This window comes from Dietzia sp. E1 (assembly GCF_014145015.1).
GTDB lineage: Bacteria > Actinomycetota > Actinomycetes > Mycobacteriales > Mycobacteriaceae > Dietzia > Dietzia cinnamea_A.
Genome location: NZ_JAALDU010000102.1, coordinates 1 through 11202, shown reverse-complemented (window position 1 = coordinate 11202; position 11202 = coordinate 1). Strand labels below are relative to the sequence as shown.

The window sequence follows — 11202 nt, the reverse complement described above, 5'->3', positions numbered from 1 at the left end:
GGGCGGGCAGTCCGGCAGCGCGTGTGCTGGCGGAGTGCTCGAGCCGTTGGAGCCGCCCGCCCCCGCCCGCCCCGCTGTGGCCGGCGCCGCGCCGGATCAACGCTGGACGCGCTCCAGCCACCGCTGCGACGGCGGGCTCGTGCGCCAGTTCCGGAAGATCGTGCGGAACGCCCGCGAGAAGCGACGGCGCATCGCGGCGGGGTCGTCGAACGGCCTGGCCGAGATGCCCACGGCGAGCGAACGGTCCACCCACAGCCGGTCGCGGGCGCCGAACTGGAACGACAGGTCGATGTCATCGTGCAGTTCCGGATCGGTGCGGTCGACCCCGTCGCGGACCCGCTCCCACGCGCTGCGGCGCATCGCCAGGTTCGAGCCGAACAACACCGGGTGGGCCATCGCGGAGCCGACGGACAGGAAGAACGCGTCCATGTAGAGCAGCTTCGCCGCCCGGGCACGCCACCCGATGAGCCCGATGAACTCGCCCGGCCCCGAGACCGCCACGAGCTCGGTATCGGCGGCGAACGCGGACTCGATCCGTGCCAGCCAGTCGGGGCCGGGGCGGGAGTCCGCGTCGAGTCGGGCGATGACGTCGCCCGTCGCCGCGTCGTAGCCGGCGGCGGCCGCTGCGGGGATGCCGCGCACGGGCTCGTCGACCACGCGGGCACCGGCGGCCCGCGCCACCGCGACGCTGTCGTCCGAGCAGCCGTTGTCCACCACCACGACCTCGTCGGGGGCCCGTGTCTGCGCGGCGAGCGCGGCCAGGCAGCCCTCGAGCTCGCGGGCGTCGTCGAGAACGGGGATGACCACGGAGATGCGCACCCGCCCATCCTGCCAGCGGCGCCGGAGATCAGCCCTCTCACCGGCCGATTTGTGCCGCGTTCGGCGGTGTGTGTAATCTGCTAAAGGCTTCAGCGCCGAGCGGTTGGGAGACCAACAGCGGAGCGTAGCCCGCCCCCTTAGCTCAGTCGGCAGAGCGTTTCCATGGTAAGGAAAAGGTCGTCGGTTCGATTCCGACAGGGGGCTCGCACTGTGCGGGGCGGCTCGATCGTCCGACTGGCAGGGCATGCCGGTGTAGCTCAGCTGGTTAGAGCGCACGACTCATAATCGTGAGGTCGGGGGATCGAGTCCCCCCACCGGTACTCTCAACACGAAGGCCGCCCGCGTACTGCGGGCGGCCTTCGTCGTATGCCTCACCTCTCCGGGCCAGGTCTCGAGCTCGCGGTGGTCACACGCTGCCGCATCACACCCTGACCGTCGCTTGATCCCCGATTCCGAGGTCGAGGCTCTTTCCCCGTCGCGGCGTCCCCGCCCCGCCCTTCGCGAGGGTGGGTCGCAGGAGCAGCATGGCGATCGCGATCACCGCCAGTACCGACACCTCGTGGACCAGCATGCCGACCGACATGGTCACCCCACCCAGGAACAGCCCCGCCAACAGGGCGGCCACTGTCACGAGCGCGATAGCGATGTTGACCCGCATTGTCCGGACGGTGCGCTTGGCGAGTCCCAGCGCATACGGCAGGCGGGGGAGTCGGTCGGCCATCAGCGCGATGTCGGCGGTCTCGATTGCGGCGGGCGATCCGGCGGCCCCCATCGCCACCCCGATGTCGGCCAGTGCCAGCGCCGGGGTGTCGTTGACCCCGTCGCCGACCATGGCCACGGTGTGACCGCGGGATTGCAACTCCCTCACGATCTCGACCTTGTCCTCCGGCATCAGCTCGGCGCGGATCTCGTCGACCCCGAGTTCGGTGCCGACGTTGCGGGCGACCCGCTCGGCGTCCCCGGTCGCCATGACCACGCGGATCCCGGCGTCGTGCAGGGCGCGGATCGCAGCCGGGGCATCGTCCCGGATGGTGTCGGCCACCGCGACGATGCCGACGGCCCGGCCGTCGACCCCGACGAACATCGCGGTCCTGCCCTGTTCGTTGAGCTCGAGGATCCGTGCGTTGTCAGGTCGGTGGTCGAGCAGATCCGCGGAGCCCACCGAGACCACACGGCCGTCCACCTCGGCGCGGATGCCCTTGCCGGCGACGGGCGCGGCAGCCTCGACCAGGTCGACCTCCAGTCCGGCCCCGCGGGCGCCCGAGATGATCGCCTCTGCGAGCGGGTGCTCGGACGCGGTCTCTGCGCGGGCAGCCAGCAGGAGGACCTGTTCACGGGAGTAGTCGTCGTCAAGTATGTCGACGTCGGTCAGCACCGGTCGGCCGTTGGTGAGGGTGCCGGTCTTGTCGACGACGACGGCGTCGACCCTCGCTGAACTCTCGAGGTACTCGCCGCCCTTGATGAGGACGCCGTCCTTGGCGGAGCGGCCGATGCCGGCCACGATCGAGACGGGGATCGAGATCACCAGGGCGCCGGGGCAGCCGATCACCAGCAGGGTCAGCGCCAACTCGATGTTGTCCATGGTGGCGACCAGCGGCCAGGGGAGCAGACCCACGATCAGCGCCGCGAGCATCACCGCCGGGGTGTACCAGCGGGAGAATCTCTCCATGAACGTCTGGGTGCGGGCCTTGTCGTCCTGGGCGTCTTCGACGCGGTGGACGATCCGGGCCAGAGTGGTGTCCGCCCCGATGCCGATGGCCTCGACCCGCAGGACTCCCGAGCGTAGCCAGGTTCCGGCGAATACCTCGGCACCCTCGGACTTCTCCGCCGGGACGGACTCGCCGGTGATGGTGGCCTCGTCCACTCCGCCGTTGCCGGAGATGACGCGGCCGTCGACGGGGACCTGCTCGCCGTTGCGCACCACCACGATGTCGCCGGGTTCGAGTTCCCACACCTCGACGGTCTCCGGTTCCCCGTCACGCAGGACGGTGGCGGTCTCGGGCGCGGAGTCGACCAGGTCGGACAGCGCCCGCCGGGTGCGGTTGAGGGTCGCCCGCTCCAGCGCCTTGCCGAGAGCGAACAGGAAGGTGACCGCCGCCGACTCCCAGTAGTTGTCGATGAACATCGCGCCGACGGCCGCGACCACGACGAGCAGGTCGATCGAGATCATCCGGACGCGCAGTGCCTGGACCGCCGAGACGGCGATCCGGTAGCCGGCCACGACGGCGGCGGCGATCATCAGCCCGTCCGCGACCGTCTCGGCCGAGGTCAATCGACCGACCAGCCACGACGCGATGATGAGCAGACCCGAGGCCGCGACCACGCCCCATGTCCCCCGTGACTTCAACATTTCCTGTTCTCCTCGTCTGACGTGCGGCCGGTGGTGGGTGTCAGAACGCCGACGGCTTGACCGCGTAACCGACCTCGGCGACTGCTGCGACCAGATCCCGCACGGAGACGACTCCCGGGTCGTAGTCGACCAGTACCCGTCCGGAGGCGAACTTGACCTCGGCGGACTCGACGCCGTCCAGGCCGTTCAGTTTGTTCTCGATCTTCGCGATACACGACGGGCACGAGAACTCGTCCGAGCGGAGGACAATGCTCTTGATCTGTTCGCGGACACTCATGGTGATCCCTCTCCTTCGAGGCTGTGGTTCTTGCACGTTCCCTACGTGCACCACTGACGTTAGGAGGAGGGGGAGCGGACTTCCTTGACCCCGGTCAATCAACGAAGAACTCGAGGTGAGCGGCTAGTTGCCGTCGATCACACGATCGAGTGCGGTGCGGTCGAGGATCGACACCCATTCGCGGCCGGAGTCGATGATGCCCGCCTTCTTGAGGCGAGCCATCACGCGAGAGGCGGACTCGACCGTCGTGCCGGCGAGTCCCGCGATGTCGTCGCGTCGCAGTCGGACCTGGAGCAGGCTCGAGCCGTCGCGTTGTCTACTGCCGAGTTTGTCGTCGAGGTACCGCAGCACCGCACCGACCCGCTGTTCCACCGGTCGGGTGGCCTGCCGGATCTCCCGCTCGCGCGCCTGCTCGAGGCGCTCCTGCTGCTGCAGCAGCACCGCCAGCGCGAAACGGGGGTGGTTCCCGACGACCTCCGCCAGGGCCTCGGCGGGGAGGAACAGCGCACAGGTGGTCTCCATCGCCCAGGCCGAATCCATCGCGACGGCGGTCTCGGTGCGCAGCGGGCCCACGGGATCGCCCGGGGCGGCGATGTCGACCGTGATCTCGTTCCCCTCGACGGTGTTACGGGTGACCCGTACGCGACCCGAGACCACCAGGTAGGAGCCGTGGACCTCATCCCCGGCGATGATCAGCGGATCGCCCTCCGCCCAGGACCAGGCGGACAAGTGTCTGTCCAGGGCACGGTGTTCGGCCGGGGTCAGACCGCCGGTCAGCGGGGACTCGGCCAGGACCTGTAGCCGGGTCTCCTCCGAGCAGGAGTGGGGATGGGCGCAGTTGCGCCGGACCGGGTTGCGGGCCATGACCGGGTCTCTTCTCGTGGCGGTCGGTTCAGTCCGGCGAGTGGAGCCGGGAGGAGACGACGCGGAAATCGCCTGCCCGAGCGAGGGCGCGGTCGATGATCTCCGGGTCGGGGCGGACGGTGTCGACGTGTTTGACCACGAGCTGGGCGTGCTGGCCCGCGGTGATCTCGAAGGTGGCCTGGCCGAGGCCGTGGTCGGCGAAGATGTCGTACAGCGCCTGCAGCGCCTTCTTGACGTCCTTGTCGGTCCGGACCCCGCTGACCTCGAAGCGGCACGACACGATCTCGGGCACGTCAGATCCTTCCGTTGAACGCCTGGAGTGCGGAGTCCTCGCGGGTTCCGCCCCGGCCGTCACCGTAGTCGGCGTAGTCGCCGATCCACCGGATGGAGCGGACCCACTTGACGTGTTTGTATCCGTGGTTGGACTCAGCCCGCAGGCGTGCCGGGGCGCCGAGGTGGGTCTCCACGGGGTGCCCGTTGCGCTCAAAGGCCAGGATCGTGTCGTCCTCGTAGACGGTCTCGAGGTCCAGGACCGCGTAGAACGGCTCCCTCGGCCGGTTGTCGTACATCTTCTGCGCCAATCCGTAGGAGTCGATCAGCACGTAGTTCGCACCCTCGGGCCTGGGGCCGAGCAGCTCGAGCAGGTCGCGCAAACGCACCCCGGTCCAGCGGGATGTGGCGGACCAGCCCTGCATGCAGGTGTGCACGGCCACGTAGGAGGTGCGCGGGAGCTCCGCGAGATCGTCGAGGCTCAGGGTTCTCGCCGCGCCCGAGAGGTCGTCGCCGATGGTCACGGTGTAACCCGACCAGTCGTCCTCCCGGGCCGCCACCCACTCGGGTGACTCGTCCGCGGTGGGCGGTAGGCCGTTGGTCCAGTGGAATTCCGAGATGTCCTCGTCGGTGTAGGTCGTCTGTCGGCTCATCCGCGGCCGCAGCCGGTTGAGGAATATCCGCCGCCCGATCTCGCTGACTCCGGCGGTGAACCGCTGCGCCCGGGCCCGGTCGGCCAGTGACCAGTAGCTCAGCGCGATCCAGAACGCCACCACCGCGACGATGGTCGCGATGGTGATGGTGAAGGCCTGCGCGGCGCGTGAGGTGTCGGTGGTGCCGAACACCATGTGCACCAGGTTGTGTTCGGCGTGCACGAGGAATACCAGGCCGACGTGCATGACGATGAACGCCGTGATCAGGACCATCAACAGGAAGTGCAACGATCGGGCTCCCTGGTGTCCGCCCCAGAGCTTGACGTACCCGGGGAACCGCGAGCGGACCGCCGGCGCCATGGCCACGCCGGTGAGGATGAGCAGCGGGGCGAGGAGGAAGACGACGGCGGTGTAGGCGAGCATCTGGGCGGCGTCGTACGGGTCGAAGTGCTCGATCGCGGGAGCCCGGAGCCCGATATACATCCGGATCGACTCCCAGGCCTGCGGGAAGACGTCCCACGAGGTGGGGATGATCCGACGCCACAGCCCGGTCGCGAACAGCAACACCACGTAGATCAGACCGTTGAGTACCCACAGCATCACTGAGATCCCGTGCCAGTGCCGTCCGAGCCCGATGTTCTCCCGGCCCGGTAACCCGATGAGCGGGGACAGCGACTTCTCGTCCATCAGGGACGTGTAGACGCCCTCCTCCTTCGGCAGCCTGCGGCGGGTGAAGCGCAACCACTCGGTTCCGGGCTTGCAGTCGTTGCGCCACCACAGCCGCGGCATCGAGGACAGGATCTCCCAGCCCGAGCGCAGCAACATGCCGATCAGAATGAAGTTGATCAGGTGCGAGGCTCGCAGCCACAGGGGGAAGTCGGGATTGATCACGTCCTGTCACACTCCAAAGGTCGAGCGCGGGTACATGGCCTCCACGTCGGTCACCACGTTCACCAGATACGGCACGCCGCTGGCGAACGCGCGGTCCAGGGCGGGGCCGATCTGTGCGGGGTCGGTGACCATCTCGCCGGCACCGCCCAGTGCGCGCACCACCTCGTCGTAACGGGTGCGCGGGGCGAGGTCGGCGATGACGTCGTAGCCGTACAGCATCTGCATGGGCCCCTTCTCCAGGCCCCACGCCCCGTTGTTGCCCATCACCATGACCACGGGCAGCCGGTGCCGCACGAGCGTGTCCACGTCGATGAGCGAGAACCCGGCGGCGCCGTCGCCGAGCAGCAGCACCACCTGGCTCGAGGGGCGGGCGATGCGGGCCGCGATCGCCGCCCCCAGTCCAGCGCCGAGGCAGCCGAACGGGCCGGGATCGAGCCAGTTGCCGGGCCGGGCGGGTTCGATGAACTTCCCGGCGTAGGACACGAAGTCGCCGCCGTCGCCGACCACCACCGCGTCCTCGGCCAGTCGCGGCAACAGCTCGCCGTAGATCCGCGCCGGGTGGATCGGGTCGGCGGCCGCCGAGAACAGCGCGAGGTCCGCGGCGTGGGTGGCGTCGGCCTTCTCACGCAGCGACGCCACCCACCCGCTCCAGTCCGGGCGGCGCGCCCCGGTCCGGAACCGGCGGTCCACCGCCTCGACCAGCGCGTCCAGCACGAGCTCCAGGTCGCCGGCGGTCGCGACGGCGGGTGAGGCGTGACGGCTGAGTTGGCCGGGGGAGTCGGCGATGTGCACCGCGGTCGCGGGTGTGGCGCCCTCCTTGCCGCCGAATACGCCGTAGCTCAGCCGGAAGTCCAGGGGCGTGCCCACCACGATCACCACGTCGGCCGCGCCGAACGCCATGCCGCGCGCCTTGCCCACGAGCAGTCGGTGCCCGGCGGGCACGATGCCGCGGCCCATCCCGTTGGGGATCACCGGTAGCCCGAGCGTCTCCACGCAGCGCAGCGCCGCGTCCTCGGCGCCGTCGGCCCACACGTCTGAGCCCAGGACGAGCACGGGCCGCTCCGCGCGCACGAGCAGGTCGGCGATCCGGTCGACGGCGTCGGTGTCGGGGAGGCGGTCGGTACCCGGGGAGTGGTCCGGCTCGGGCCGCGCGGAGGTGCACCGGTCGAAGAAGTGGTCCATGTGCACGTCGAGGAACGCCGGTCCGCGGTGGGCGGTGCGGGCGGCGGTGAACGCGCGGTGCGTCGCGGCGGCGATGTCCGCGGTATCGCGGGCCGTCTCGGCGGACACGGTCACCGGCGCCACGACGGGCACGTGGTCGAACTCCTGGAGGCTGCCGGTGCCCCAGCGCCCGGCCGGGGCGCGCCCGCCCAGCACCACCATCGGCGCGCCGGAGAAGGACGCCTGGGCCATCGCGGACACCCCGTTGGTGACGCCAGGCCCGGCGGTGAGCACGGCCAGCCCGGGGGAGCGGGTGAGCTTGCCGGTGGCCTCGGCGGCGAACGCGGCGGTCTGCTCGTGCCGCACGTCCAGCAGCGCGATGCCGTGGTCCTCCTTCTCCGCGGCGTCGTACATGGGGAACACGTGCGCGCCGGAGAGCGTGAACATGGTCCGCACCCCGTGGGCGGCCGCGACGGCGGTGGCGTGCGAGCCACCGTGGCCCTCCACCGGTGTCAGCGCACCGGGCACCTGTCCGGACCGCTCGCTCGACTCGTCATGGCTCACGCCGCACCTCCTGCTGGACTGCCCTCACCGTAAGAGGCCACACCCGCTCGCATGGGCGGTTCCGCGCACACGCCCTCGGGTAGCGTCAGGGGCTGTGAGCACAGACAACGCTGATGACCTCGTCGTCGTCGCCGATCCCGTCACCGTGACCGACGCGGTGGTGTCACGGTTCGCCGAGGCCGTCGGCGCGCCCGCCGGTCAGGTACCCGCGACGCTGGCCGCCGCCCTGACCGCCCCGGTCCAGCGCGCGGTGATGGAGCACCCCGCGCTGCGCATCGACCTCGCGCGGACCCTCCACACCGCCCAGTCGAGCGAGCACCACCGACCGATCCGGGTGGGTGACGTCCTCACCGCCACCGCGACGGTCACCGGCGTGCGGTCGGCACGCGGCGGGCGCATGATCGGCTTCGACACGGTGCTGCGCGACGCCGACGGCGAGCCCGTCCAGACCCTGACCACCGCACTGCTCACCGCGGAGGTGGAGGGGTGACCGGGCCGGGGGAGACGGGGGAGATGACGACGACGAGTCCCGCGGCCGGGGACGCCCTGCCTCCGCGGACTTTGCCGGTCCGGCGGGAGGACCTGCGTCGCTACGCCGAGGCGTCGGGGGACCACAACCCCATCCACCTGGACGACGCGGCAGCGCAGGCGCTCGGTCTGCCCGGTGTGGTGGCGCACGGGATGCTGACGTCGGCCCTGGCGATCGGGGTCGTCGCCGAGTGGGCCGGGGGAGCCGATCGCGTCCTGGCCACCTCGTTCCGGTTCGCCGCGCCCGTCGTGGTGCCGGCCGACGCCCCCGCGCTGCTGGAGGTGGCGGGGACGGTGAAGAAGGTCTCCGAGGACGGCTCGAGCGCCGACGTCGCGCTGGTCGTCACCAGCGGCGGGGCCAAGGTGTTCGGCAAGGCGATCGTCACGGTCGCGCTCGGGGACTGACGGCGTCCGAGTAGCCGATTTCGGGGCACCGGGGCGGCTGTCGTACACTGAGATGCCCGACCGAACGTGGTCGCGACCCGCGCTGCCCCCGGGCAGTCGCCGACACTGTAGAGTCGAGGCGACCGTGCGGTCCGCTACGCGGGACGGTACGGGTGGTCGGGAAACCGGCCGAAGGGGCGTAGCTCAACTGGCAGAGCAGCGGTCTCCAAAACCGCAGGTTGCAGGTTCAAGTCCTGTCGCCCCTGCACTTCCCCGCAAGCCAGACGACCCGGAGGTAGCCGCGTGAGCCAGGATCGCGACGACGACGTCGACACCCGCGGCGCTCGCGACTCCGAGGCCGCCGCCGTTCCCACGGGTAAGGCCGGTCGTGGTGACACGGCCGTCGCGGGCCGGGTCCGCACGGACGCGGACAAGCCGGAGGACACGCGGACCGCCCGCGCGAATCCCATCCAGTACCTCAAGCAGGTCGTCGAGGAACTGCGCAAGGTCATCTGGCCCACGCGCAACCAGATGGTCACCTACACCATCGTGGTGTTCCTGTTCCTCATCTTCATGACCGCGCTCGTCTCGGGCGTCGACTTCGGCGCGGGCAAGCTCGTCGAGCTCGTCTTCGACCGCTAGAGACCTGCCGCTGAAGGTCCGGGGTGAGATCCGGACCGCCGACTTCGAGAGGACCGCATTTTCCGTGAGCGACATCGATCAGAGCCCCGGGGCCGAGGACGCCGAGAAGGCCGCCGCCGAGCAGGCCGCGAGCGAGGCCGACGCGGTGCTCGCTGACACGACCGCGGATCCCGCCGATTCCGTCGACGCCGGGCCCACCGATCCCGAGGCCGAGGACGAGACCGTCGCGGCCGGCGCCGAGCTCGACGAGGACGCGGCCACCGACGCCGAGCCCACCGAGATCGACGAGGACGTCGAGGGCGACATCGTCGAAGAGGGTGACGAGGACGTCGCCGAGGCCGAGCTCGACGAGTCGGCTCTGCAGACCGACGACGTGAGCGACGACGCCCCCGCCGAGGACGCCGCGGCCGAGCCGGCCGCGCCCGCGATCGACCCGGTCATCGCCTTCAAGCGCCAGCTGCGCAAGCTGCCCGGCGACTGGTTCGTCATCCACTCGTACGCCGGGTACGAGAACAAGGTGAAGGCCAACCTCGAGACCCGCGCCGTCACCCTCGGCGCCGAGGACAAGATCTTCCAGGTCGAGGTCCCGGTCGAGGAGTACACCGAGGTCAAGAACGGTCAGAAGAAGACCGCCAACCGCAAGGTCCTGCCCGGTTACGTGCTGGTGCGCATGGAGCTCGACGACGAGTCCTGGGGCGTCGTGCGCAACACCCCCGGCGTCACCGGCTTCGTCAGCGCGACCGGCGGCCAGGGCGGCAGCCCCACCCCGCTCTCCCTGAGCGACGTGGCCAAGTTCCTGGCGCCCAAGCCGGAGAAGAAGGCCGCCGCCGCCGGCGCCGCCGACGGCGACGCCGGGTTGGTCCCGCAGAACGTCGAGGTCGAGTTCGAGGTCGGCGAGTCGGTCACCGTCATGGACGGCCCGTTCGCGACCCTGCCCGCGTCGATCTCCGAGGTCGACCCGGCCGCCCAGAAGCTCAAGGTGCTCGTGTCGATCTTCGGCCGCGAGACGCCGGTCGAGCTCGGCTTCAACCAGGTCGAGAAGATCGACTGACCCGCACGAGCCCCCGGCGACCCGCCCCGCGCCCAGCGTGGGGCGGGTTCGTCGTCTCCGCACCGGAGGCGTCCGGGGGAGCGGTCCGCCCACGGTCGGTCGGCGCGCGTGGGGAGCGGTCCGCGCCCACGATTAGTCGTTGCGTGCGCGGAACACGTAAACTCTCCTAGGTTGCGCTTGTGTCGCCGGATGCCCACCTCACGGTGGCACGGCCGGGACGGGTGCACACGACAGTCGGCCTCCCGCGTGTACAGCGCGGTGCCGAGATCCAGTCGAAGAATCAGGAAGACGATGCCTCCGAAGAAGAAGAAGGTCTCAGGGCTCATCAAGCTCCAGATCCAGGCCGGCGCTGCCAACCCGGCCCCGCCGGTCGGCCCGGCTCTGGGTGCCCATGGTGTCAACATCATGGAGTTCTGCAAGGCCTACAACGCCGCCACCGAGAACCAGCGCGGAAACGTCGTGCCGGTCGAGATCACGGTCTACGAGGACCGGTCGTTCGACTTCAAGCTGAAGACGCCGCCGGCCGCCAAGCTCCTCCTCAAGGCCGCCGGCCTGCAGAAGGGCTCCGGCACGCCGCACTCCGCCAAGGTCGGCAAGGTCACCATGGACCAGGTCCGTGAGATCGCGCAGACCAAGCTGGAGGACCTCAACGCCAACGACATCGACCAGGCCGCGAAGATCGTCGCCGGCACCGCCCGTTCCATGGGCATCACGGTCGAGGGCTGACCTCCCCCCCCCCCCCCCCCCC

General features: G+C 70.3%; 12 protein-coding genes and 3 tRNA genes. 8 read left to right on the top strand and 7 right to left on the bottom strand.

Translation table 11 applies throughout. The features are described from left to right. Positions 1-96: 96 nt before the first annotated feature. A complete protein-coding gene (locus G6030_RS04605; RefSeq protein WP_131886246.1) occupies positions 97-819 on the bottom strand; it encodes a glycosyltransferase family 2 protein in 723 nt (240 codons plus the stop codon). A 131-nt stretch (positions 820-950) separates the two neighbouring features. On the opposite strand from G6030_RS04605, the gene G6030_RS04600 reads away from it, so the two are divergent. Both G6030_RS04600 and G6030_RS04595 read left to right on the top strand, forming a co-directional pair. Beyond that, positions 951-1023, top strand: a tRNA-Thr gene (locus G6030_RS04600). A 42-nt stretch (positions 1024-1065) separates the two neighbouring features. Continuing rightward, a tRNA-Met gene (locus G6030_RS04595) sits at positions 1066-1139 on the top strand. 101 nt (positions 1140-1240) lie between these two features. Here G6030_RS04595 and G6030_RS04590 read toward each other — a convergent pair. The 6 genes from G6030_RS04590 to G6030_RS04565 all read right to left on the bottom strand — a co-directional run bounded on the left by G6030_RS04590 (position 1241) and on the right by G6030_RS04565 (position 7849). Beyond that, a complete protein-coding gene (locus G6030_RS04590) occupies positions 1241-3166 on the bottom strand; it encodes a cation-translocating P-type ATPase (RefSeq protein WP_241724157.1) in 1926 nt (641 codons plus the stop codon). 43 nt (positions 3167-3209) lie between these two features. Beyond that, positions 3210-3446 carry a heavy-metal-associated domain-containing protein gene (locus tag G6030_RS04585; RefSeq protein WP_007631771.1) on the bottom strand — a complete coding sequence of 79 codons (237 nt, stop codon included), beginning with the start codon at positions 3444-3446 and terminating at the stop codon, positions 3210-3212. A 123-nt stretch (positions 3447-3569) separates the two neighbouring features. Beyond that, entirely contained in the window at positions 3570-4310 is a 741-nt protein-coding gene (locus tag G6030_RS04580) for a Crp/Fnr family transcriptional regulator (protein WP_182642344.1), read from the bottom strand. A gap of 28 nt (positions 4311-4338) precedes the next feature. Beyond that, a complete protein-coding gene (locus tag G6030_RS04575) occupies positions 4339-4602 on the bottom strand; it encodes a hypothetical protein (RefSeq protein WP_182642343.1) in 264 nt (87 codons plus the stop codon). A 1-nt stretch (position 4603) separates the two neighbouring features. Continuing rightward, complete coding sequence (locus tag G6030_RS04570; RefSeq protein WP_182642342.1) at positions 4604-6124, bottom strand: molybdopterin-dependent oxidoreductase; 1521 nt, start codon at positions 6122-6124, stop codon at positions 4604-4606. Between the two features lie 6 nt (positions 6125-6130). Beyond that, positions 6131-7849: an acetolactate synthase gene (locus G6030_RS04565; protein WP_347238577.1), complete on the bottom strand. Its 1719-nt coding sequence runs from the start codon at positions 7847-7849 to the stop codon at positions 6131-6133. 94 nt (positions 7850-7943) lie between these two features. Between G6030_RS04565 and hadA the strand changes: the two genes are divergently transcribed. The 6 genes from hadA (at position 7944) to rplK (ending at position 11180) form a co-directional block, all read left to right on the top strand. Next, positions 7944-8339 carry a (3R)-hydroxyacyl-ACP dehydratase subunit HadA gene (gene hadA, locus G6030_RS04560; protein ID WP_182642341.1) on the top strand — a complete coding sequence of 132 codons (396 nt, stop codon included), beginning with the start codon at positions 7944-7946 and terminating at the stop codon, positions 8337-8339. 23 nt (positions 8340-8362) lie between these two features. After that, complete coding sequence (locus tag G6030_RS04555; RefSeq protein WP_182642340.1) at positions 8363-8782, top strand: MaoC/PaaZ C-terminal domain-containing protein; 420 nt, start codon at positions 8363-8365, stop codon at positions 8780-8782. 172 nt (positions 8783-8954) lie between these two features. Then, positions 8955-9027 (top strand) — tRNA-Trp (locus G6030_RS04550). A 37-nt stretch (positions 9028-9064) separates the two neighbouring features. Then, positions 9065-9403, top strand: a complete 339-nt coding sequence (gene secE, locus G6030_RS16835; RefSeq protein ID WP_063971824.1) for a preprotein translocase subunit SecE — start codon at positions 9065-9067, stop codon at positions 9401-9403. 64 nt (positions 9404-9467) lie between these two features. After that, a complete protein-coding gene (nusG, locus tag G6030_RS16375; protein WP_182642339.1) occupies positions 9468-10454 on the top strand; it encodes a transcription termination/antitermination protein NusG in 987 nt (328 codons plus the stop codon). Positions 10455-10745: 291 nt separating this feature from the next. Beyond that, on the top strand, positions 10746-11180 hold the full coding sequence (rplK, locus tag G6030_RS04535; RefSeq protein WP_061228429.1) for a 50S ribosomal protein L11: 435 nt from the start codon (positions 10746-10748) through the stop codon (positions 11178-11180). The last annotated feature ends 22 nt before the right edge of the window (positions 11181-11202 follow it).

Bases quoted from the DNA above. Each gene is read 5' to 3' on its own strand.
- G6030_RS04585 (WP_007631771.1), bottom strand. From the start codon at position 3,446: ATGAGTGTCCGCGAACAGATCAAGAGCATTGTCCTCCGCTCGGACGAG.
- G6030_RS04580 (WP_182642344.1), bottom strand. From the start codon at position 4,310: ATGGCCCGCAACCCGGTCCGGCGCAACTGCGCCCATCCCCACTCCTGC.
- G6030_RS04555 (WP_182642340.1), top strand. From the start codon at position 8,363: ATGACGACGACGAGTCCCGCGGCCGGGGACGCCCTGCCTCCGCGGACT.
- rplK (WP_061228429.1), top strand. From the start codon at position 10,746: ATGCCTCCGAAGAAGAAGAAGGTCTCAGGGCTCATCAAGCTCCAGATC.